Below are 25,479 nucleotides of genomic sequence, written 5' to 3'. Positions count from 1 at the left end.
AACCAATATCAACAGCAATGACCCAGTGTGACACCATTGGGTTTTTACATGCAATAATTTCCTGTGCTGTATTAAATGCTTTTAAATCCATTTTTATCCTCCTCTTTTTTCTGCAGTTGTAATTTCAAAACTAAGCAATATATGCTGTGCATTTCCTGTTCTCTTTTAATATGCAGAAAAAATTGCAGAGTGTTATATGATTTATTTTTTTTTATACAAAAAAAAGAGAGCCGTATATTTTGGCTCTCTTTTCCTTTTTTTAGAATTGTTTTTTATAAATAGAATATGTAACAAGTGCAATGCCTACTGCTAATAATACCATAAACACAAGTTTTATGCGGTTTGCAAGAGAACTTGGTTTTTCGTCTTCCTTCTCTGCTTGCTCCTCTTCTGGCGTTACTGTGATTGTATTATCGTCTTTAGACGTACTCATATCGGAAGATGCATTACTATCTGTACTTGCATCCGATGATTGTTCGCTGTTCGTACTGTCTGAAACATTTTCAGAGTCTTCTGTCTGACTGTCTTTACTATTTTTTTCAGAAAGTGCCTGTTTCTGGTCATATGTCAAATATGGATTGTCTTCTTCTTTCATTTCTCCATCTTTGATTCTTTGTTGTACAATTTCTTTTGCATTTTTATCCAACGCTTTCATGTTATCGCCAGTCATATTGTCAATAAAATCCTGAGCCGCTGGTGTCCAGTCGTAATCAGAATCCATATATCCCATGTTATACATTCGCTTGCAGTATTCTTCATACTCGTAAGATGATTGAAATAATGATTTTGGACGATAAAAAGACTGCGTATACTCTTCGTCTTTCGTGTAATCATAATCACCATTCGTCGCACTTGTATCTTCTTCTCCATTATCATCTGTAAACGTCGTAGAGTCTTCTTGTTCCGCAGCAAATGCTGGTACTACCAATGCTGACGCTACTATAGTAGAAAACATGAAAGAAACTATGATTGTTCCGGTTATTAACACTGTCATGTATTTTTTTTTCATTTTTTTACCTCCATCAAGAATTACAACCCAGGATATCTTCCGAAATGAGCAAATCCTGAATAGTTATTTATTTTAATAGCTTTTCCTGGCGCATGGTATATTCCGTCTGTATATCCTCCAGTACAATGAAGCCAATATTTTGTACCATTTACAGTTCCTATATAAATTCCCACATGGTCTTCCCCGCCAGCATTGCCGGGCCAATGCTTTTGTCCGACATCTCCTGGTATAAGTTGACTTTCTGATATCTCTGTAAACGTGCTTGAAATTGATGGAGTTGCCCAATCCGCAGCCGACTGCCCTTCTTTAGCTGCTACTCCAGACCTCCAATAGCACTGACCTACAAATGATGAGCAATCAAGATATTTGGGACTTTCATATGACGGTGAGTTCCTTGCGTTCATATCATACGTCACGCCATACAGCATAACTCCCTGCTGTATAATCTCACGCCTTTCTTTTGTCACTTTGCTATCCCATGTCGCCATACACTTTTTCAGTATCTCTTTCATATCATCCGGTAATTGTCCCATATCCAGGTTTCCAGAACCACCGCCAGAGCATTTATAATTTTCAAATACCTTTTGATAAAACTTCTGGTCCGAATATTTATATTTGCCATTTTCATCATCAGCATTAGCTCTTTCTTCACCATGGGCGATTACTTTTGCATAAGCCTCAATGATAGAGTCATAATCCACCTCTTCTTTTTCTGCGGATTGGTTTTTACTACTTGACGCCTTGTTGTTACAATAGTCCGTAAATGTAACAAACCCGGTTTCTTCATCAAGTTTTAGTGGCGACCTATTATATTGATTTTTTATTGCTTTAGAACTTCCACCAAATTCAAATCCCTGGACAACACATATCAATGAATCAGTATTATAAGGTGATGGATAGACTGCTTCTTCCACTATATTCGCAAAGGCCTTTGCCGCGGCATCTATGGATTCCTGCACTGTGTATTTTCCAGCCTCTTTTTTCTTATTTGCTAGGTTTAGCCTTTCATCTTCTCCATATTCGTCTTTCGGCGAGACATTTGCTTTGCTGCTTACCGGAGTAACGTCTCCGTTGCTTGTATCTGCCAGCCATGAACCATTGATATGAAATAAATCAAACTTATCGCTGCCCTCTCCTTTTATATCTTTTTTCATGGCTTCATACTCATCTTTATGCTCATTAAACCTTGCTTGCGCAATTGCCTTAAATATCTCCTTATACGTTTTAAAACCATTATCTTCCGCCGCTTTGTCCATCAGGTCTTCATACTTTGCAACCTCATCAGACAAAACCGCTTCGCAGCTATTACTCAGCTCAACTGTTTCATACATTCCTTCAAATTCATTCCAATTCGTAGAAGAGTAAAAATCTTTCATTTCTGATTCTGTATCTTCATTTTTCCAAAATATTGGCGTTTTTGTTCCATCAGTATTTAAATCAGATATATTATAAATCCCCTCCGCCAAAGCGAACGGCATGCCTCCGACGGTTAATCCCGCCCATTCGTATGCTTTATAATGAAACGTAGATAATCCTTTCATTATTTTTTCCAATGCTTTTTTTTCTTTTTTTGGCATTGTCGTTGGTGTTGGGGTCGCTTTTTTTTGCCCGGATTTATTTGCTTTTGATTTGACGGTTGAAGTTCCTGTAGTAGAGGCCCCAGCCGCATAAACCGGTACGCGAGACGCGGCAATACTTGTGAGTATAAGTGCTAAAACAAGGATTATGGCCACGACTCCCGCAATTAAGCGTTCTCTATGTTTATTTTGTTTTTGTTTTTTTCTCAATTTTATCATCCTCCTACCGCTTACAAACACAGCTTGCGGTTTCCTTGCCTGACGCAATGACGGGCGGAGTACTCCGCCCGTACCACAATCACGCGTCGAACATACACAATATTACGACTGTAGCATTGCCTGAATAGTAGCGATATCTGAATCCATCTCGGCTAAACGCTGCGCTTTATATTGTGCACCAGGCCTTTCGTAATTCGTAATGAAGAATTCGCCTGCTTCTCTTGCAGTCGTACATGCATAGAATCCTTCTATTCCGCTCGGGGACCAGTCACTCGTATCTTCCGTAAATTCGCATTCCAAACGTTTTAGCTGGCCTTCAAGCGTATTGTACTGATATCCATTTGCATTACACCATTGAACAAGTTTTGTTCTGCGTCCAAACGACCATTGAGTTAAGCCATATCCAGTACCGCCAGTTTCTTCTTCTGTATAATTGAATGAGCATTCTCTATAGATATTTACCAATACTCCCATTGCCTGTTCAGAGGTTAATTTTCTCGACATTTTTGTTGTCAGGAATTCATATACCTCTTTAGCAACTTTTGCTTGGTCTCCATCCCACGTTCCAGGATTGAAACTGTCTGTGGTAGAATTTTCTCCTTCTGAGCATGTTCCACTCAGACTCTTATAATAATCCGGCTTTTTAATATACTGGATTGTTCGTTTTAGCGTATTCTCTTTAGCTCTATATGTATCTGCACTTGCGTCACTGCTTTCATAGTTAGGGTTTTCCTTATCAAAATCATCTACTCCATAGATGTTTTTCTCCCACCAGTCATCAAGATTTAACAGACTATCAAAATGCAGGGTAATAACTGCTCCACTGTACTTTGTATGGCCCGGACACGGTGCATACTTTGTTTCATAAACGATGTTTCCATCCGAGTCCGTTTTATATCCGGTGTAGTATTCGATTTGGATATCTCCGTGCTCGTTTCTGACTTGTCTTGTCTTCGTTTCCATAACCGGTACTTGATAAGACATACCATCGGTATTATTTTGACCAACAATCCTTCCATCATCGTTATATACTGGATTGATTGTTCCGTCTGGGCCTGCATGGTACTGCTTAACGGCTGTTCCCGTGATAATATGTGAAGCATTAAAAAGACCAATCAAAGCCGAATATCTCAAATCATCATAGCCGCCTGCTTTGTAATTTGTCAGGTCTAAGCCTTTTTCATTCAGGTATTCTATCAGCTTCCATTTATCATCAACTTCTTTATCCGTCATACCTTTTTGATATGTGTCGTTTGTTTTTGCCTCGTCAAAGCCGGAAGCATCTTTTTTGCTAATGATTGTGCTTTTTGTTGAAGTACTAGAACTTGCCTCAAAATCAAACATAGCCATTACCATAGAAATCAGCTCTTGATTATTATTATAGAATCCATACACTTCACCTTTTGCATCTGCTTTTACATATCCTTCCGGAGTAGGTGTTGGGGTAATACCATCTGGTACTTTTTGCTCTTCCGGAAAAGTGTAGTATATGTTTTTATCTCTGTTTAAAATGTCGCGATAAACATCCTGGTCTATTTCCTGACGATACAGGATATCGGCATTTACGCTTACCGACGAAGCAGCTGAACCAGTTCCTATCGTTGATGAATCAAATGTTCCATCCAAAATACTTCCCATATTTGTTGCAGTAGTAGGAATCAATCCATTTCCATTCAATCCTGCAGGTTTAGAGCCATAACCAATAAATTCTGCAAAATCTCGGTGGCTTCCTAAGTGATGTCCATATATTCCTTCTTGCTCTGCTGGATAACCAGTATCTTTCCAAGCCTTTTCATCCGCAATAATAATGTACATAGTATTGGATGCTGGTTGGCTGCCTATTGTGAACTCGTTATTAAATTCCACTTTAAGGACATCTCCTACTTTTCCCCAATACGAGCCAAAAGCCGCCATATACATCTTTGTTCCGTTCTGGTCGACGACAGCGTAATTTCCATTGCCTTCAACTGTTACCTTGTTATCCAACGCCTGTTGCCGTGTTCCGGAAGCCCAATTACCATGAATATATTGGTATGTAAACTCATAATTCCACCAGGTCCCCTCAGTCACATCATATAACCCCTGAACCTTAGAACTATCACCCTTTTGTAGCTGTGGTGCATTCATCGTTGAGCCATCTGTACCAGACGCCGAGCCTGTGCTTGACGTTCCACCAAAATGATTCGATAATTCACTTCTGAATGAATTGTGGCACAAGGTTAAGACGTCAACCATTTCTTGTAAAACTTCAGTAGTGTCTTCATCGCCTGCATCATAATAGACTTCATTTCCTGCGTTCTTCACATATGAAATAATGCAAAGGATGATTGCCAATACAATAATCAATGCTATGATTATAGGTCCTAATGCTGCTACTAATGCTGAAATCAATGTCTGTATCAACTTTATCGCAGCCTGGATTGCTTTAATCGCGGCCTTTTGCGCTACTTTGGCGACTTTTAAAACGCCTTTTCTGACAACTTTCGTGCCTTTCATCCGTAATTTTTTTACACCTTTTTTTAGCGTTTTTTTAAGTCCGTTTTTCCTAAGATACTGGAAACCTTTTCTCGCCGCTCTTCCGCCCATATGAACTGCATGAATACCTGCTTTTGCACCTCTATATCCTGCGACCGCAGCATTTCCTATTGACTTTCCAAGCCTGATTGAGGAATTTAGCAACCTTCCAGCGTTCTCTCTCATCCATTTTATTTTTCTTGATGTGCAATACGCTTTCATAGCAGAGCCAACAATGATTGACTCCATCATGAGGAGTCCTCGCATCGTATAATCATCGCCCATATATCTATTAGCCAATGATTTTATTTTTCGGTATCCATTTTTAACCGCTTTGACAGCACCTTTGGCATATGCCGTTAATGTTGTTTCTGTCAAATTAAGCAAAAACATCCTTCTTTGCAGTTTAAATACATTTCTTATCAACTCTTTCGTTTCTTTTGAAGTTGTTCCTGCTTTTAATAATTTTTTTAGCGCCTTTTTATCTGACGGAAGTCCCCTTGCTTGAAGCACATATGGCAGCGCGGCAGCATAAAACGCTCTTTCTACTTTGAAATCGCCTATGCTCTGGTCCCCGAGCACACCTTTTCGTATAATTTTTTCTCTTGTATTTTCATATACATTCAGATAATCCGTTATTGCACTTGCTGCTTCTGGAGACAATCCGCCGCCAGCCAGAAGTTCTTTTAATGTATCTGTATTCTCAGTAAGACCAAGGTGCTTAAGTTTTGCCTTTGCGTCAAACAGATATTGACGTTCAATATCGCTCAAATAGCGTGTTTCCAAAAACACATTCATTTGATAAAACTGTTTGCTGTTTCCACTGATTGATGTCAATATTTTATCGTAATTTGCAACCAGCGTATTTAGGTCTAATTTCAAATCAATCGACTTCATATTAGCTGCTGCGCCTGCAAGCAGCTGTGCTCGGAAGACGGAATGCATTGCCATTTTTTGTTTAAAAATAAGCTGAGAGACCTTGCCTTTGTTTAATGCTTTCTGGTATAAAAGTCCACTATACGATTCTGTTACTTTGTTTGATATAAACTTATCTCCAACTTTCACAAAATCTGCGTCTGTAATAGGCTGGTTTAATGCTGGGGCTATTGTCATCGCCATTGTCATTTGTTTTGCATTGACCTTAACATCTCTTTTAATATGGAATTCCAGGCCAGCCAACGTTTTGGTCGTTCCTATGCTTCCATCCGTACTTATATCAAGGACAGTGCCTGTAGCCGTATAAATCTTGCCGCCATATACAGCCGCGTTTTTCCAACCAACAAAAGCTCTGTCTTTGTCTACTGAATATACGTTCAATACAATTCCATCTATTCTGATAGTCCCGTCAGAACGGACTGTGTATCTTTTTGATTTTCCATTTCTGGATATAGTTACCTGATTTCCTTCTTTTAGGACAAACATTCCAACGTCTGTGAAATTTGAGTTCTTTACGACGCCTGGAATTCCCAGTGTATGTATAGACGGTCTCGTTATATTAAAATTCTGTGTTGCGCCAGATGAGGTTGGTCCCACTGGGCCAGATGTAACGCCTGGAACGTTCAATCCGGAACGAGTCCCCGCTGCTATCTCTCTCGCATTCGCAAGAGCCTGCTCTACATTTATCTTTATCGTTTCTACATCAGCCTGACCTGCCAAAGCATAGGAATCGGCGATTTGTTTTCCGCTTATCTGCGTTGCTGCCTGCGCACTGTTCACTGCACTGGCATATGCAGCAAGTTCGCTGGCCGACATGATTGATGTATCTTTCAGCATCACCATGCCTTCCGCTTTGTCTGTAGCAGTCTTTGCGGCATCAGAGGTGGCCTTCGCAGCTTCTCTTGCCGCTAACGCGGCTGCTACTGCAGTTACAGCTGCAGCTCCGGACACAGTACCTCGTACAGTATGTGTCTGACCTGAGCCTGACGGTACTGTGATTTCAATAACTTTCGTTTCGTCCTTTTTTTTGATAGATTGAAGGCCATTTTTGCTTTCGCTCGAAACCGAAGAATCTCTCTTTTGTGGATACACCACATCAGTTTTATCAGACTTTAAGACACGGTTTTCGGCGACTTTTCTGTCAGCCTGTCCATCCTTTCTGCCAACGTAGCTATAGGTCTCTCCTGGACCGTATGGTTCTTTCCTCTTCTCATCTACTGGAGCCTGTCCCGAAGATTCATATGAATCCCTGCTATATGTCTGCTTTCGTTCATTGATGCCGCCAGACGCCCTATTCGCATCTTGATTTTCTTGATTAGCAGCCCTATTCCTGAGAACCTCTTCAATAGCACTCGCTCCAGGCTTTTCATCCCGATGGTTTCCTACATCTTGCCGCTGGTCATGCGTCATTGTTTTTGCTTCGGAAGGCTGGTGACTGTCCCCATCTAATCCTGGATATTGATTCGAGGCAGTATGTGAAGCTGGCATCTGAGAGATTGGTCTTCGGACAATGTTATCGGCCTGGACCCTTTCACTTTTAGATAAATCATCTACTGCAGATTGACGCCTAGATGTCACCTCTGATGCACTATTTTCTCTTGTACTACTCTTTTCATATTTTTTTTCTACTTCTCCAATTCCGTCAGAGAATGGTGGCTGCACACTTCCTGTAAGCTTATCCGCAAGCCCCTGTCTTTCCAGATTTTCATAACCACGGTCTTTACGCTCGGCTTCTCTCTGTCCAGCCATTTCATATGAACTGCCTACATATCTTTTTGCATTTTCTGAAGCCGGTTCAGCAGACGGACGTTTATCTGCGCCAAAGTTTAAGACAGAGTGTGAATCTCCATTTTCTTTTCTTGCGATGCTGTCCGTACTATTCGCTGTGGCATCATAGGCTCTTCTTTCATTCCGTGCTACGAATGTCGAAGATTGGTCTTCATTCTTAGTAGCATCATATGCCTTGGGTTTAAACGATGCGTACGTATCCTCACCGGTATCCTTGTGAGATTGAATATCAGCAGATTCCCGTTGCCCAGCCTGCTCATATGAATCATTAATGTATTTTTTACTTTCTGATGCTTCTCTTTTATATTGTGCGGTTCCATTTGACGCGTTTCCTGAGTCTGGATTGCTGATGGCATTCCCGTCATATACTGATTCCTTTTCATGCTGAGGAATGCTGCTCGCTTTATACGGTTCGCTGCTATTCGACTTATCGAATCCCTGTGTGCTTCTATAACCTTCTGTATCATGCTCTCTGCGTTTTTCTACAATAGAGCCATCTGACTCCGCGTGTTTGTTTATACCGGCATCCTTCTTGTATATAAAACCTTCGTTATATTCACTGCCTTGATTTGGTCCAACCCTTTCAGTCTTGCGATTTGTGTGGTTATTCTCAGCTTCATATAAACGGTTTTCCTTATCAGTACCACCATAACCTCCGTCATATTGATGGCGCTTATAAGTTTCACCAGTATCTCTTTGTCCAGACTTCTCATACGAATCAGATATATATTTGTTTTCCGATTCAGTCCTTCTTGTATTATCTACTGCCGCTTCTGAGCCTGCCTCTGAATGATATTGAGACGTATCCTCAGCCTTCTTTCGGTCAAGTACGCCAGCACCCACCGAATCCTCACGGCTTCCCCGCGATGACTGGTACCTTGATTCGTTATGAACGTCTGCACGATTTCTTTCATCCCTTACCTCGGGTCTGTCCTGTCCAAAAAAATCAGAATAAGTATCTCCTTTTACAACATGACTTACATCCTGAGCGCTTTTCGTGTTAAGTTCTTCATGACCAGATATTTGTTCTACATTTTCCCGCTTTGGTTCAAATACTTGAGGACCAGTTCTATTTATGTCTTCTGTAATATGGGAATCTTTTTCCGCATAGTCATTTGTGATACGAGAAGAATACTCATTTGTCGCAGACCTGTTATTATCTTTCTTTTCAGGCTCCGGCCTTTCATCTCTCTTATCATTCTTATGCGACCTGTCTTGTGCATCTGATAATGTGTCATTGTCCTTGGCCTGCATCTGCTGATACAAATCAGACGACTTATTGATAGTTCGAGCTTCGCGCTCGTACCCAGACGCTGAACGTGGATTCAAACCCTCGTGCGAAGTTAAAATTGAAGTATTTGACTCATGGGCGGATTCTTGCCGGTCATGGATTCCCCGTTCTTCGTTAAACGTATCTGGTTCATAGTATTGAGTTTTACTCTCATTGTGTTTTGTCGATTCGTCTGGAATATTACCTTTCACCACATTTGTAACACCATCTGCACTCTTGCTCTTATCGTGTATACTTGTGATATTAACGGTTGTTTCAGGTCTCTCAGCCAGTTCCTTTTGCCTTAAAGCTTCTCTTTGCCGTTGCTGTTCTTCAGCCCTGGCTATGGTCTCTCCACGTTCGTCTTCAAGTTTGGATTCCAGAGGCATACGATGTTCATTATCATATCGCTCCTGTTCAGCAGCACGAGACAATGCTTCACGGCGTTCTTCGTCAAGACGAGCCCGCATCTCGTCACCTTTTCGGTATTTTTCACTGTCCCTCTGGTTTCCGGTGTGTTCTCCACCTACGATATTCTTTAAAACTTGGTCTTTCGTTGAAAGCTCATGTGGCTCTTCCGGTCCTGGCTCCTCTTCGCCCTCTTCTACCTCTTCATCTGCAGAGACATCCTCAATGGTTCTTTCACCATGTCCATCTTCTTGTCTCTCAAGCTGAAGTTCTCGCAGATATTCATAAAATTCCGGATACTTATCTGGAATTTCTAAAATTTCCGCATTATCGAAAAGTTCATCTAGGTCAACTCTGCTCAAAGCCTCATCTGCCGCTTTAAAGTTAATCCTTTCCTCGTCTGATATATCTGGGGAATCCTGTTTTCCGTCTATATCTATCATATCCAGACATAAACCTCTCTGAAACAGATTGGCCAATAAGCTTATATATTCTTCTTTTGGCAACATCCTTTTCACCTCCCTTAATCTGAATTTTTTGCTGCTGCAATAATCTTCGACAGCCTTAGTGTATGGATATTACGAACTTTGAACATCTCGTATTTTCTCGGGTCATCCAAAATCACATCAATTTTATTTGTCATTGCATAAAGTATTGCATATGCTTCATCTTCCGATAATATTTCATCATTTCCGATAATACTTCGGAGAACTATCTTACTCGTTTTAAGCTCTGCTCTTTTGATTTCGCTCCTGAATATCTTTAGACTGTCTAAATCCAGGTTCTTCGCAAAATAGTCGTATATCTCCGGAGTCGTGTAGACCTCATCGTATAGATTCAAAATCAGGTATTCATAGCCTGAATGAAATAAAGTCTGTATAATTTCTTTATCAGCAATGAGTGCAGATTTTGCTTCTGGCAAATCACTGTATTTTGTCAATTTCCTTTCCTCCTTGCCTTTGCTTTTTCTTTTTTTTTGCATTTTGTGGTTGTCCCTGTTGCTATTTCAGAAACAGGAATTAATTACCGCTTATTCTAATATGCTAAATTTTTTAAAAAACGAATGCATTTTGTACACAAAAAAAAGAGAGGTAAGGTTTTGTCCTCATCTCTCTCCTTCCCTATTTTTCTTTTTTTTGCTATCTTGATAGCTCACGCTTCGCGCTCGTGATACATTGCCGTATCGGCTCGGTACCAATTTGCGCAGCAAATGTCAAACGAAGCCGTAAGGCTGAGTGGTTCGGCGAACTTGTGTTCGCCATCACCAGACGTTGACTGCCGTCCAGCAATGAAGCGTGTTTCGAATGGGGATTCAGACCCGCGTGCGAAGTTAAGACCTGAACCTTTGACCTACGGACGGCTTTTTGTCAGTCAGGGATTTTCGCCATTCGTAAATACTTTGTTTCATTGCTGTATCTAGCGCTATAGCCCATATCACTCCAAAGCACATTGCGCTTAGCATAAAAATACTTGCGCCCATATTCACGAACAGTCCTGAAATGCAAGCAACAGCAGAAACTAAAGCATTTGCCCAATTTCTTTTCAATAGAAAGATAAGCAACACAATTAGCATCCCTGCAATTGGAAAATACGCCAACCACCCTTGCTGCAATGGGCTTAACATTAAATGACAGTCTCCTACATGTAAAATTTCAAAAATGGCTTTTTTTACTTTTTCGAAATACCATGCACCTTCTCCTGCATTATTAAAGACAGAATCCCACTGCTTATCGTTTAAATACAGCGCCATTTTAAACAATGATTTTTTATTTTGTACATTGTCTGGCAAATTTAATGCAAATAAAAACGCATGGCGGTTTGTTTTAAATGACAGCACGTATTCAAAATTCGACATCACGCGCTGTAGCTTACTGTTCCATGTATACGCTGTATTAACAAGATAATTTATAAAATACGTGATTAACAACATGATTCCAATATACACCGGAAAGAATAAATTTACTTTTGCTGTTTCCGTCTTTTTTTTATTCTTTTTTATCCCTATTACCCAAAATAGTCCCTTCACCGTTGACCCGATAATCACTGCCGAACAAAAAGCGACAAAAATAACAGACCATGCGATTGACGTTGCACCAAAATATTTTTCAAAGAAATAAGAAGACTCAGCAAGCAACGATTTTAATATTCTCAACACATTCCTGCCCTCCTTATGTCTTCGAAAATCTTACAAATTGACTCCCTGCATTTTGAACTTGGATGCAGTGTGTCCAGATTTGAAAAATAGAATTTCGACAATTCAATTATCATAAGTTCAACATATCTTTGTTCCTTTTCTGTCATCTCCCCTCTTTCACTTATATCTTTAAACCATACAGCCGCATCCATATATTGTTTTACTTTTTCCTCCGCTACAGCATTGACTTTTTGTTCTACCTGTGCAGTTCCTTTTTCTGATTTTTTTCTTTCTTTTTCTTTCTTATCTTCGTCACTCCAGAGGTCGTCTTCTGTGGATTCATCTTCATCAACAATCTCATCATCTCTGTTATCTTTATACATCCACATGCGGTCCGTTTCGTCTTCGCACTTTTTATCAATCTTTGCCTGCGCATGAGATGCAATAAGAGCCTCTCCGCTCTCATTATCAACAAACTCCATGTCTGAATAATCAGCTATATGCTCTACCAATGGATTAATTACTTTTCTGCTTTTTTTTCTTCCTCTGGACATATTATTTCCCCCATGTTTTTTAGTTTTTCTTTTAATCTTGTTATCCTGTTCCTCTTAAAACGATTACTTGCGGCAGTCTGTAAAGCATCATTAACCACTATAAGGACAACGCTCTTGCGCGCCCTGGAAATCGCTGTATTCACCATATTCCTTGTTAACAATGAAACTGGCTTATCCGGGAGCATAATATAAATATCATTATATTCGCTTCCCTGGCTCTTATGGATGGTAATCGCATCTGCGTGTTCCATGTCCACCGCATCATCTTTGTTTATATCTATTACTTTATCTTCACCCTGCATCCTGACTTTAACTGGATTTGTCAGCGTTTCAATAAATCCAATATCACCATTACAATACCCGGAATCGTAATTATTTTTTGTAAAAACAACCTTGTCTCCAATCTTAAAATGGTCTCCGTGAAACCAGATACCGGGTTGTTCCACATCCTCAAATTCTTTATTTAAAGCCATCGTACCGACCACGCCCTTTTTGGTCGTGGATAAAATCTGCGTATTGTGAGGGTCGCCGTGATACCGTGATTTTAAATAGGCCCTGGCTTCCTCTTCCGACTTACATGTTCTTACCACAAATGATTCATTTTCAATGAAATTGCTCTTGCCAGCAAGCACTTTCCCGCAGTTATCAATAACCGCTGAGCCTTCTCCCTGACGCATGATTTTTTTGAGTTTCACCTTTGGTATAACGTCTGAATCAATCATATCTCTTAAAACTGCACCGCATCCAACACTTTCAAGCTGGTCAGGGTCTCCGCTTAGAATCAGTTTTGCACCTGATTTGACAGCTTTCAAAAGATGATATATCAGGTCTGTATCTACCATCGACATTTCATCAACTATAATAAGTTTTTCATTTAATGGGTTCTCCTCATTCTTACCGGCATCATCCGGCATATATGGATTCAACTCAAGCATTATATGTATTGTTGAAGACTCATGCCCTGAATGCTCTTTCAGCACACCTGCTGCACGTGCAGTTGGTGCGCACAGCCGTATCTCTTCATCTGGGTGTCTTTTTTTAAAAAGGTCAATAGCGCCACAGATTGTATGCGTTTTTCCGGTTCCGCCTCGTCCAAGGAGCAAGACAACACTGTTTTTATCAAAACTTTTCAGAAATTCGAGCTGTTCTTTATTGTATTTATCTTTGATAGATTCAAATACCTCTTCCTTTGTTCCCATCTCGGTATTTATCTGCATCAACCTGCTAATCTGGAACGCGATATCGGCCTCCTTATCCATTGTCCGGATAAACCCAAGCATGCCATTTTCACAATACACGCTCTTCATATCTACAAGAGTCGCCAAAAGGTAATATGGAGATACAACATAATCCTTCCATGCTGAATATCGATGAAGCCTCGCACAATTGATATAAAAATCTTTCAATTTGATTGCTGTGTTTCCAGACTGTTCGTTATTTACCAATACCTGATATATCATTGACCTGACCCGTTCTGTAGACAAATATCCAAAGCCGAGGTCCTTTGCAAAATTATCTGCAACCTGAAAATCCAGTTCCATTTTTTGCAAGACAGCATAAGGGTTCTGACACAACTTTTCTTCTGCTTCCAGCCCATACCATGCAGTCAGCATATCTATTTGCGGATACCCGATTCCATACTTTTGATACTTTTTTACGAGATGGTCTTTTTCCATCATCGCTCCCACTGTCTCTTTAAGTTCAGACAAGTAACGCTTTGAGCCCTTCAGTCCTTTCCAGAATTCCTTGTCATTCCACACATCAGAAAGCCTGCTTATGTCACCATCAACAGCATCCAGTATTCGGTTTGCAGTTTTACTTGATATTCCTTTCACCTTCACCAATAGCGTTTTTGCATATTCTTCGTCGTTATAATTAATACACGTATATGCGACTCGGTTCATGTATTTTTCTTTTACATATTTTGTAATCTTTTCAATCTTCAATTCACGAAAATCTATCTTCAAAATCTTGTCCATATTATCTGCTGCAAATTCTGTAGTAATCGGGACACCTGGGACAACATCCGGGATTTTTCCGGCGCACAACGCTTCAAATCGCGGGCAGTCTTTATCGTAATCACTTTTAAATAAAAATTCAGCATACCCGTCACTACAACGGTCTATTAAAAAATCGACAATCCTACCTCTTACTGGAATCATTGATGATATGCTCCTTTCCTGTCCTTTTTGCAAAATCAGTATGCTGAATTTTTTTCGATGATATTATTTTTGCGGTTTCTTTTTTCTCTCTGTGTCTGCGAATTCCATACCTCTTGTAAAATCGTCTTTTAAGGTTATATAAGCATTAAATGTGTTTCCACCTTTACTTTTTAAATCCTTTTTGAGGCCTGTCTTTTTCTTTTCAAGCAAATCCTTCATATCTTTTTCTGTCAATACGACCTTATCGCCTGGAAGCATTCTCCAAATCTGAAAATCGCACTTGCCGTCTTTTTTATCTGCGCAGGAGAAAGCCTTGTCTGTTGCAACAATTGGCTTTCCGCATTTCGGACACTTGAGACCGGTATCTTTTGCAATGCTATGTTCCCATTCCAGTTTTCCATCTTTCATTATCAGACTGGCATTAAAGGATGTACCATCTTTTTTCTTAAATCCTTTGATTGTTCCGGTAGACTGCCCAGAAAGCAATTTTTTCACCTGTGTATCTGTCAATGTTTTTCCACAGATTTTCGTCCAGAATATGAAACCGCACTCGTCGTCATCGCATTTATAAGACATAGGAGTCTTAACCAGCGGCTTTCCACACTTTGGACACGTCAAGTCTGTCTTACTTTCAAATGGAGCCCATGTAATTTTATGTTCTTTATTTAGTATTAACGCGGCAGAGAAAGTGCTCCCATCTTTCTTCTTAAAACTCATAACTTTCGTAGCCTTTCCGTTCAGCATATCCGCCATATCCTTATCTGTAAGGTCTGTTCCTGCAACACGTTTAAATACGGAAAAATCACAGTCAGGATAACCGCTGCAGCCGTATCCTTTTGGCAGGGCAACGACCGGTCTTCCGCATTTCGGGCATTTGCCGACCTCTTTTCTGTTTCCTGCAGCCATTTTCTGGATTTTCATCCCTTCCAGTTCTTTTAAAGCCTGATATACATAGTCAATGACCTTTTCATAGACTTCATCATATGTCTTGGTGCCTTCACGTATATCATTCATATATACTTCCCACTGTGCAGAAAGTTCAGGGCTTACAATAGAACTGCTGCCAAGATTCTCTATGTAACGTTTACCGGAATCTGTAATATGGAGGCCCTTTCCTTTCCCAGACTTTACGTCATCAATATATCCAGTAGAAACCAGTTCGGAAATGATTGCGGCTCTGGATGACGGCTGGCCAATGCCTCCTGCTTTCTTCAGCGCCTTCTTAAGCTCTGTCTCATCAGCCGCCATGTATTTCTGGACATTCTCCATCGCTTTGATAAGTGTTGCCTGTGTAAAACGCGCAGGCGGCTTGCTTACGATTTCGTGCAAGGATGTTTCTTTTTCTTTTAATTTCTGCCCCTTTTTAAAGTCTGGAAGCGGTGCCTCCTTTGGCTTTGAGGTAAGGACTGTAAAGCCAGGATTCACAACTTTGGAGCCGGTGCAGGAAAACTTAATATTATTGTCAGTCAGCACTGCTTTTGTTTTTTCTTCTTCCAATGGAGGGAAGAATATTGCAAGAAATCTTTTGAAAATCATTTCACAGATATGCATCTCATCCATAGACAGATTTGCAAGCGCTGCTGTATCGCCTGTCGGGATAAGCGCATCATGCGAGGATTTCTGTACTTCAACATCATTTACAAATCGTTTATTCCCCTGTGCAGCAGCGATTGCTTCCGGGGTAACCGTTTTTACTGCTGCAGAAAGACTCGGCATAGCCTCTACCGCTTTCAGTAATCTGGCAAAGTCTTTTGATTTTTCGGTAGACACATACCTTCCATCAGTTCTTGGATATGAAATAAGCTTATGTCTTTCATACAGAGACTGAATCAGCTCCAGAGTCTTTTCCGGGGTATATCCATACTTAGAACCGGCTTCGACCTGGATGTCGGTTAATTTATATAACTGGTCCGGCTGCGTTTTTTTTGTTGTTTTTTCAAAACTCAGCACCTCCGCTTCACCGCTTAATGTAGTCAGAACTTTCTGGGCTTCATTTTTATCAGCATAAGACACTGCCTTGCCTTCATCGTCAATCATATATGCAGTAACTTCCGGGTTTTCTGTTACGATTGCCGGCTGATATGCCGTCTTAGAGCTAAATTCGTCAATTGCCTTACAGTTGTCATACACGAGTTTTAATGTTGGCGCCTTAACTCGTCCAACCTTCATCAAAAAACCTGATTTCACTGTATATGCGACAGTCATATTAAAACCAATCAGCCAGTCGAACCGGCTTCGAATTCTAAAAGACTGTGTCATCCCTACATCACGTGGATTTGTATGATAATCTGTCAGGTTATTCATTGATTTCATGATTCCAGCCGGCGTCAGGTCAGATTCAAAAAATCGGTAAGTCTTATAATTCTGCAGCCCGAGGTATGTTTCAATCAGGTCATAGATACCGTTACCTTCCACATCACTATCGGTACCGACAATGATTGCATCGTATTTAACTTTTTTTAACTGTTCTTTTAAGTCTTTTACTTTGTTATCTGTCAAAATTCCAACCCTAAACGGGTTCGGAATCATTGGCAGCTTTCGGTCTGCCCATTTTACATCCCAGTCTTCATATTCTTTTGGTTCACATAAACGGCAGATATGTCCGGCGAGAGCGAAAAAATCAATATCGCCGAGCGGCTTATTGCTTGCATTATAAGCAGCCTTCACCGATTTCATAGCAGATGGCTTCTCCGCCAGATATAAATATCTCATTTTTTATTCCCTCCTTATAAAATCTTGATTGTTTGATTAGTTATCTTTGTAATTTTTTTTAAAATCTTTTTTTCTTCCTCTGTCTGAGGCTTTGGCTTATGTTCGCTGTACCAAAGCAAATACAGGTAATATCTTTCTGGATTTTTTTCAATATAATCAAAAACGTCTTCCTCTGACGGAATATATCCATCGTTTTCCATTTCAATCTTTTCCAGTTTATCCATTAAGGCATCAAAGTCATGCTCTGTTATTTCAATATGTTGCATATCTTTCTCTCCTTTTTTTTATTTTTGCGGTTTGCCTTCAATATGCCGAATTTTTCATTTTTCGAACGGAGTAAAAATGTTTTTTTTGCAAAAAGAAAGGGCACCGCGTATTTTATACGCGGTGCCCTTTCTAACCAACAATGTCAATCATTATCATCATCATAATCATCAAAATCTACATCGTTATTTTTTTGTGAAGCCATACAATGAGCACCATTTTTACATCCTTTTTTTAATTCTTCAAATTTATCTTCTGACAGGATATCATTAACTTTATATAAATCCTGTCTGGATATGTTTCCTCGTTTTTTCTTGGATATTGACAACTGTAATCGTTCTGCTACTTTAACGATATTACATTGGTCATTCTTTGCGCCGAACCAGCACACATGTCCATCACTGATTCCGTTGCAGGCAACGGCTAAATCCTCAAATTCCCCGTCGTGTTGCTCAAAAGCCCTGTTTATCAGACCTTTTGCAAGAGCAATATCCATATTTTTTCCGTCAAACAATATCGTTGTTTCGTCGTTACCCATAGACATCTGGATTGTGTCTTCCAGTAATTCACTGTACTTTGTAATCATTGAATTCCTTGTTTTGTTATTATCTGCATCCTTAATCAGATAATATCCATCTTCTTCCGGATAGTTGACCAGAATTCCGTCCAGCACTTCTTCCAGTGTTTTAGGCTGGTACTTTTCGCTTACTGTATCATTATTTTCTTCCTGCTCGGCTATCTCCTCATATTCTACTGACTTATCAACGCACGAAAACTCTTCGTCCTGCTCCAGGAAATAAAAGTTTTTTTCATCCCCATCACCTGTTTTCATAAACTGTGGATGCTTTTCCAGTGGATATTTACTATCATAAAATGGGTCGATTCCTCGCATCATGACAATACATTTGTCAAACGGCATGGTCATTATCTCATCTGGAAGCATCAATTCACGTCCTGTTTGGTTAAACGATAAATTGCCTCCGCTCTTGCCCACGGGCGTGGATTTACTTCTCGACGTGATGGTACCTTTTCCAAGTTTTTTACTGAAATAATCTGCCGTAGTCTGCTCATTTGTACCAAGACAGATTGCGGTGTCACAGTTACCGATGATTGTCTCATAGTCATCCTTATACAGCATTTTTATCTGTGCAATAGACTGCAGGACAATTGTTGTTGATATATTATATTTTCGGCAAGTGGAAATCTTCTGTGGGAATTCCGGAATCTTGCCGATGTTGGCGAACTCATCGAGCAGGAACCTTACATGATATGGAAGCCGGCTATTCGGTATTGTGGCACCCTTATAATATAAAGATTCAAACATCTGAGAGAACAGCATGGAAATCAAGAAGTTAAATGTGCTGTTCGTCTGCGGAATGATTGCAAAAAAGCACGTCAATTCATCACCCACCTTCTCCAGTTCCACGTTATCATCATCTGTCAGATTCTGGATTGCCGGAATACTAAATGGGTTCAGTCTAACAGCAGCTGAAATCAAAATGGATTTCAACGTTTTTGTTCCACCAAGTTTGAACGTCTTATAGTTGGTGAGGCAAAGTGAAGTTTCTATTTTATCACGCAGCCTTCCAATTTCTTTTTGGTCCGTAACCTCCACAGCATCCAGCACCGTCTGTTTCTTTCCTGTCTTTTTATCTGTAATTGTTTTTTTACCGATTTTTTTTGTTCCATCAAACAATTCATCAAGTGGCATATCTATAGAGAAGCCAAATTCAGACGATGGCTTCTGCCCTGGCCGGCCGTTTTCATCCATCTGTGCCAACTGTACCATCCACAAAATGGTTGAGAACTTCCTAAACTCTGCATCAGCAATATCAACAAGATAAAATACCAGCGCTGAGAGCAAAGCCTTTTCCGATTTATCCCAGAACGGGTCGCCGCTTTTTTGGTCCGGACCTGTTGTGTTTGAAATAAAACAGTCCACCAGAATACTGACATCTGTTTCGCTCCTGACGTATCGGAATGGATTGTACTTATTTGAATGAGACATATCGACCAAGTTAAATACTTTTATCTTATACCCATTCTCAACCAATACGTTATGCATTGATTTCAGAAGCTCTCCGGAAGGGTCTGTTACTATGTAAGAGCAGTTCATCTGTAATACGTTTGGCTTTATAAAAAATCGTGATTTACCAGTACCAGCACCACCGACAATAAAAACATTGTTATTCAAATGTGTTTTCATATCAGCTGTTGACAGCCTTACCAATTCCGATTCTATCATGTTAGGGTTTCCTGGTACTGGTGGTGTCTTTTTATTGTTCAGGTTTTCCCCACCCATTTTTTTTGTCAGACCAGGCTCGTCACTAAAAGTCTTTTCACCAAACGGCTCCGAATGTCCTTGGTTAAATTCTTCAACTTTCTTATTCCAATGAGCCGAGCCGGCCTCTTTACCGGCCGCATCATGTTTCCATTTTTGCTCATATATCATGAAAAGCGCTACACCAATCCAATATATAAACGTCCATCTCAAGCATGTACCCCAGCTTACCGGATTTAACCAATAGAAGATATCAAAATGGGATACCGCTTCCACTGCTGAAAAAATACTTGCTCCATCCTGTGTATGCTTCTGATAGCCAAATGCACCAGCTATCATCAGGCCAATAAACCACAAGATGCCATACAAGACAAAGGCAAGCTTTTTCTGTTCAAGTTCTTTATCATCTTTCATCTACCAGCCCCTCCCTGTCTTGTCTATATCCTTTCGCAAATTGTTTTATATGTTGTTCATGCATCTGTTTATAATCCTGCTTATCCTGCTTAGACATCTTGTACGCTTGGATATCTTCTATCTTGTAATCCCGACATACCCGCATCCGCATCAAAGAATAAATCGCTTTTCTTTCGCGGTCTCCATAGTCCTCAAGATTGTTTACCATCTTTCCAATTTCATCAACAGAAGGGATGTCGCTTAAATTTAGTATATCCAATGCTTCTCTTTTTTTTAGCATTAGAGGGGATTCCCGTAAACTTTTACGCGTCATATCCTTGCTCATCACATCGGCGAGTTCTCCATAAAAAACTTTCACAGGAAATTCTTTTCCATTCATCGTATTCAGAATTTCACTCAATACTTTACGCTCATAATCCGGGTCATTTTTTGGAATAAAACGTCCTTTTTTTAATGGATTCATACTGATTGCTCCATTTTTGTCAACTCTTATTCCACGCGTCCCTGCTTCGCTCCCTAAAAATACAACGCCATCATGATTTAGCGCCTTTGAAGCCTGGTTGATGGCATAGCGCCAATACAAATTCTGTGATACGAAATGTTTTTTGCCAACTTCCGTGGTTTCTTCTTGCTTTATTGTATCCATCGCGTTTTTAAATATATATTCTTTATTTTCTGCAAGCAAAAAGCTAATCCTTCCATCCTCTCCGATGGACTGCTTATAATCCACTCCTGCTTCCTTAAGAAAATCTATCATACCTTTTGCTTCGCTGTGCGAAAATCCTCCATACTGCACCAGTTTTTCTCCAAGCACCAAATGTGGCTGGATTTCCATGTATTTCTCTCTTTGTTCTCGTGGATATATTAAAACCAAGTTTCCAGCAATATCCAACAGCCATGAGTCAAAAGCATCATTTATATCTGTTTCTTTTAATATTTTTTGAGCCAGTCCTTTATCTTTCATATCAAGGACCACTGCATCAACTCCGCGATTGTAATGGATGCATTGAGCAAGAGTTTCTGCATGTCCGTTTTCATTTACTTCCTGTCTGGCTTTAAAATATCTGTATAAAATATCTGTTGTTGCCATATATTTTTCCTCCTTTATCTTTATCTCCAATATGCAAAATAAAAAAAATATCGGCACGGCTAGGTTAAAAAGGGATTCATTTCGCATATTAAAAGAAAGAAATAAAAAATATCGGAAAAAGGAGTTAAAATACAATGGGAATATTAAACGATTATGAAGATGTCCTGCTTGGAAACCGGCAGCGCATACCGACAAGCTATTTTTTGTTTGATAAAAAGGGAAACGAGAGGATTGCACTTTCTGTAATCCGATATGCGATAGAGAATTTATTAGGATGGGATATCCACAATGCAATAAAGCTATTTAATAAAAATTACATTTCGTTTATGAAACTTGACCAGATGGTAAAATACATTGCGTTTCCATCTGATGTTACCAAGGATGATACAGAATATATCCTTTATCTTCTTTATCCTCGCTATGTAGATTACGACGTAAAAAGGTATACACTTCGTGTATATGATAAGGTAATGGCAGGAGATGGGCGATACCCAAAGGACTATATGTACGGATACTTAGGTATGCTTCGCGCCAAAATATGTCTTCAATATGTAATCAACAAAACATGTATGTTCAAATCAGAAGATGAACTATACAGGTTCTTTTCTTCAAAAGAGTGTATTAAATATTTAAAACAAAATAAATTATATCAATTATATATCAGTTTTTACGCAACACCGTTGGAATACATGCACGACAGCATGCCGTCTGCAGTGAAAAATGATTTTCTTTTTCATAACTATATGTTCATGTCAAAATATGAACAATTAGAGGATATAAAGCGGGAATCCTCGGCAATTAAATTACCGAGATGAAAGCGCGAAATAAATAAAAGTATCGTTTACGATTTTTATCTTCGTGTCCAGATATAGATGCGAAGATTTTTTACTTCCATACAGAAATTTTTCGCAAAAAACGACCGGTCTGTAAATTTTTCGGCATATTAAATATGTAATGAAAAGGCAAGGAGGTGAGACGAATGGCAAAGGCGAGAAGACGCAAAGATACGCAGTTTGAAACTTCTATGACGAAAAGTGTATTTCTGTATGGCAGCCCGAATAAAGACAAATCTAAAATCATCCGGGATATGCAGAATGAATTTACAAAGATGGTAAATGGATATATCAGACTCCTTGCGGGTAATGATAAATTTACACTTCAAATCGTAAAAAATGATAAGAAGAGCAGTGACATCCGCAAGTTTGAAAAATCCATCCGTCCGAAAAATGCAAATTCTGCATTCTCTCAGAATGCCTTTGACATGGCGGTGACCCATCTTTCTAACCGTATGGATAGCATCCGGCAGGATATGTATACAGAAGAACAGTCAGTCTTTACATCATCAAAAGTCCTGTTTGCAATGTCCATTGATTCCAAGACGAAGTCTGAGATGCTGAGCACTATGAAACAGATTGCGTCTAAAACAAAGAAAGACAAGGCTTTCTATGAAGACTGTATCAGTATCCTGAATGAAATGTCAGACGACGAGTTTACATTTAAACAGGTGGAATTCATGGATATGTATATCAGTTTATCAATGGAATACCGTGTCCCAGAATTAAGACGGGCGCATATGCCTCTTGACAGCAGGCTGATGAAGATTGAAGTATCAACAGATACCGTCATGCCATATGTGATTAAGATAAGCGACGCTTTACATAAAAACGCAGAAAGAATCGTAATACCGATTAACACAAGCAGACATTCTGCCAATAAAATCAAATCACATAAAATGGCCGGTACGGTCATGGCGTCAATTGATGAAAACGGAATCCTGCAGGTCGGATGGAGTTATGAGTCAAAAATGAAACAGCCAAAGACTTCAAATGTGGTAGGCGTTGATGTCGGTATCTCTGACACACTGCATACATCTGAAGATAAAGCAATCGGCAGCATGAAGCCGGTGATTGCTTTTTACCACGATACAGTGGAAAAGTCATTCGCTTCGCTGTCTGACATGAGAAATAAAAAACGCAGTATCAGCCATTACCTGCGAAGACATAAGGCCCTTCCGGAAGATGTGAGACGTTCTCTCATCAAAAAGATGGACCGGCTTGACCAGATGATTCAAAAGGCTGATGCCCCATACCGCAAGAAGCGCTGCTATTATGAAACACTTGACCATGAGATTAAATCAAGCATAGACAGATATATAGAATCAATCTCACATGATACCCTGACAGTCCTAGAAAAACTGGATATCAGGGAATTTAACAAAAGCCGTAAGTCTAACGGTATGATGTCAACATTTGCGAGAGGGAAGCTGCAGAAGAAGCTCATGGAAACTTTAAACTGGTATGGCTATGATTTCAAGGAAATTATACCGGATTACACCAGCCAGACATGTCCGGTATGCAGCCATCTTGAAAAAGACAACCGCAATGGCAAGTCTTTTAAATGCAAGTGCTGCGGATATGAAGCGGATGCGGATTATGTTGGAAGCCTGAACATCAAGGCAAGAATCGACGACCAGGAAATACAGGAGATATGCGAAAAGTATAAGTATAAACATAATGAGTTACAGAAGAATCTTAAGATGATATACAAATCACGTAACGACCAATACAAAGCAGCGGCCTGAAACGAGTATGCAGAAAAGAAATAGTCTCTGACTATTACACCTTCTGTCGAAAGCTTCAGGCCCATAGGAGCCTCGTCGTGTCCTGCTGTAGCATGTCTGCAGCCGGGCCTCTGTCCAGGGATAGTTCTGGTGCATATGCTTGCATATGTGTCGGTTGTATTTCTCGCAGGTAAAAGTAATTGTTTTACCTGGTGTCTTCGGATACTCGGTAATTCATATTTATTCTGGTAACGACTCCGGCAAAGCCGGGGAGTTATCAATTTCCGAGAGGTTCACAAAGCGTGCAAGATTAAAAAAGCAAGAGGGCAGCCCTCTTGCTTTTTTATTATGTTAACTTTTCTATTTTTATCTTATTCGCGTTTTCTTGGAAGCACACAGTAAACATATTCGTTACTGTCCCCACAGCACATCCAGATTGGCGCTTTCGGTTCAATCACTCCGATTGTAATTTTGTCCTTAGGATAAATGCTTGCTGCTTCTTTCAGAAAATCCGGGTTAAAATAAGCAGGCTCTGGAACTTCTCCGACTGTCTCAGCCTCAATCTTTTCTCCATACTGAGAAAGACCGATTCCTCCAATCTCGAGTTCTTTTTCTTTGAATTTCAGCATCGCTGATGAGTTCACTCCAGATGCCCCGGTCTCCTGAAGTACATACTGAACACAGGAGATGGATTCAATAAAGTCTCTCTTGTCAATTGTGATAGAGAATTTGCAAGCGTCTTTTCCGATTTCTCCGTCAATCATTCGCTGTACGGCCGGATATTTTTTATCCAGGACCGGAATGCACACATGCTTTTTACTGTAATCCATATATAATTTTCCGCTATCGATAGTAATATCGATATTAGCATCATCATCTGATGCATCTACAATGTCAATCATTGTCTTAAACTGCTCAGGCGGAACAATCACAGTTCCGGTGTAGTCTCCATTCTTGACAGCATATGCAGTTCGCTGAGCCACGCGTAAGCCATCAAGGCATGTAATCGTAAGAGCCAGCAGCCCGTCCTCATCTTCACGGATATTCAGATGTACGCCATACCCTGCATTTGTCTCCTCACGGCTTGCAGCAAAAATTGTTTCTGCAACCATTTTCTTTAATGTTGCAAACGGAAGCGCAACCTTCGGTGTATCTTTTTCAGGCTTTGCTACGTCATTAAATACAACATCAACTCTTGTGAGTACAGTCTTGGCATTTCCGTCTCTGTACATCATGGTCATAGCGTTGCCATCATCACTTGATGATGCAGAGATTTTTCCGGTGCACTTTCTAAGACTAAAGATGTTAAGTTCTGAAAATGACACGACAAACTCTCCATCTTCTCCATCTGTCAATTCAACCTGGACGATGCATCCAATATTACCATTTGTAGATAATTCCAGGATATTTCCTTTTACCTCCATCTTAACAACGGCCATTTCGTTGATACCGTTTTTCTTTACAGCTTTTCCAATTGTTGCGATTGCTCCTCTAAATGTCTCATAGTCTGTTTTAAATTTCATAATATTTTTTCCTTTCTTTTTTTAGCTATTTTAGCTATATTTTGTTTAGCATCTTTAATATGCC

General features: G+C 39.9%; 14 protein-coding genes. 2 read left to right on the top strand and 12 right to left on the bottom strand.

Going from position 1 to position 25,479, the window contains the following annotated elements; translation table 11 throughout:
* Positions 1-259: 259 nt before the first annotated feature.
* The 11 genes from AB5026_RS09580 to AB5026_RS09530 all read right to left on the bottom strand — a co-directional run bounded on the left by AB5026_RS09580 (position 260) and on the right by AB5026_RS09530 (position 21,332).
* Positions 260-1,009 (bottom strand): hypothetical protein, encoded by a 750-nt coding sequence (locus AB5026_RS09580; protein WP_173734078.1) that lies wholly within the window; start codon positions 1,007-1,009, stop codon positions 260-262.
* Positions 1,010-1,029: 20 nt separating this feature from the next.
* Positions 1,030-2,796 (bottom strand): hypothetical protein, encoded by a 1,767-nt coding sequence (locus AB5026_RS09575; protein ID WP_173734077.1) that lies wholly within the window; start codon positions 2,794-2,796, stop codon positions 1,030-1,032.
* 111 nt (positions 2,797-2,907) lie between these two features.
* A complete protein-coding gene (locus AB5026_RS09570; protein ID WP_368213216.1) occupies positions 2,908-10,230 on the bottom strand; it encodes a phage tail tip lysozyme in 7,323 nt (2,440 codons plus the stop codon).
* Positions 10,231-10,244: 14 nt separating this feature from the next.
* Positions 10,245-10,661: a hypothetical protein gene (locus tag AB5026_RS09565; RefSeq protein WP_265191238.1), complete on the bottom strand. Its 417-nt coding sequence runs from the start codon at positions 10,659-10,661 to the stop codon at positions 10,245-10,247.
* A gap of 390 nt (positions 10,662-11,051) precedes the next feature.
* Positions 11,052-11,876 (bottom strand): hypothetical protein, encoded by an 825-nt coding sequence (locus tag AB5026_RS09560; protein ID WP_368213215.1) that lies wholly within the window; start codon positions 11,874-11,876, stop codon positions 11,052-11,054.
* Positions 11,870-12,409: a hypothetical protein gene (locus tag AB5026_RS09555; protein ID WP_195656735.1), complete on the bottom strand. Its 540-nt coding sequence runs from the start codon at positions 12,407-12,409 to the stop codon at positions 11,870-11,872. The genes AB5026_RS09560 and AB5026_RS09555 overlap by 7 nt, the downstream gene beginning before the upstream one ends.
* Positions 12,376-14,571, bottom strand: coding sequence for an AAA family ATPase (locus AB5026_RS09550; protein ID WP_173734074.1), 2,196 nt, complete (start codon positions 14,569-14,571; stop codon positions 12,376-12,378). Before AB5026_RS09550 ends, AB5026_RS09555 begins: the two co-directional genes overlap by 34 nt.
* Positions 14,572-14,634: 63 nt before the next feature.
* The gene (locus AB5026_RS09545) at positions 14,635-17,283 is read right to left on the bottom strand and encodes a type IA DNA topoisomerase (RefSeq protein WP_173734073.1); all 2,649 of its coding nucleotides are present in this window, start codon (positions 17,281-17,283) and stop codon (positions 14,635-14,637) included.
* Positions 17,284-17,297: 14 nt separating this feature from the next.
* Positions 17,298-17,549, bottom strand: a complete 252-nt coding sequence (locus AB5026_RS09540; RefSeq protein WP_110102571.1) for a hypothetical protein — start codon at positions 17,547-17,549, stop codon at positions 17,298-17,300.
* 143 nt (positions 17,550-17,692) lie between these two features.
* Positions 17,693-20,242 carry a VirD4-like conjugal transfer protein, CD1115 family gene (locus AB5026_RS09535; protein WP_368213212.1) on the bottom strand — a complete coding sequence of 850 codons (2,550 nt, stop codon included), beginning with the start codon at positions 20,240-20,242 and terminating at the stop codon, positions 17,693-17,695.
* Positions 20,232-21,332 (bottom strand): hypothetical protein, encoded by a 1,101-nt coding sequence (locus tag AB5026_RS09530; protein ID WP_368213210.1) that lies wholly within the window; start codon positions 21,330-21,332, stop codon positions 20,232-20,234. The genes AB5026_RS09535 and AB5026_RS09530 overlap by 11 nt, the downstream gene beginning before the upstream one ends.
* Positions 21,333-21,466: 134 nt before the next feature.
* Here AB5026_RS09530 and AB5026_RS09525 point away from each other — a divergent pair, with 134 nt between their 5' ends.
* Positions 21,467-22,147, top strand: a complete 681-nt coding sequence (locus AB5026_RS09525; RefSeq protein WP_368213208.1) for a hypothetical protein — start codon at positions 21,467-21,469, stop codon at positions 22,145-22,147.
* A gap of 164 nt (positions 22,148-22,311) precedes the next feature.
* Positions 22,312-23,913 (top strand): zinc ribbon domain-containing protein, encoded by a 1,602-nt coding sequence (locus AB5026_RS09520; RefSeq protein WP_368213206.1) that lies wholly within the window; start codon positions 22,312-22,314, stop codon positions 23,911-23,913.
* Between the two features lie 350 nt (positions 23,914-24,263).
* Here AB5026_RS09520 and AB5026_RS09515 read toward each other — a convergent pair whose 3' ends face one another.
* On the bottom strand, positions 24,264-25,415 hold the full coding sequence (locus tag AB5026_RS09515; RefSeq protein ID WP_368213205.1) for a hypothetical protein: 1,152 nt from the start codon (positions 25,413-25,415) through the stop codon (positions 24,264-24,266).
* Positions 25,416-25,479: the final 64 nt, after the last annotated feature.

Source organism: Blautia sp. RTP21359st1_E11_RTP21359_211015 (assembly GCF_040910705.1).
In the GTDB taxonomy this organism is placed as follows: Bacteria; Bacillota; Clostridia; order Lachnospirales; family Lachnospiraceae; genus Blautia_A; species Blautia_A fusiformis.
The sequence above is the reverse complement of the archived record's forward strand: the minus strand, read 5'-3'. Positions and strand labels throughout refer to the sequence as shown.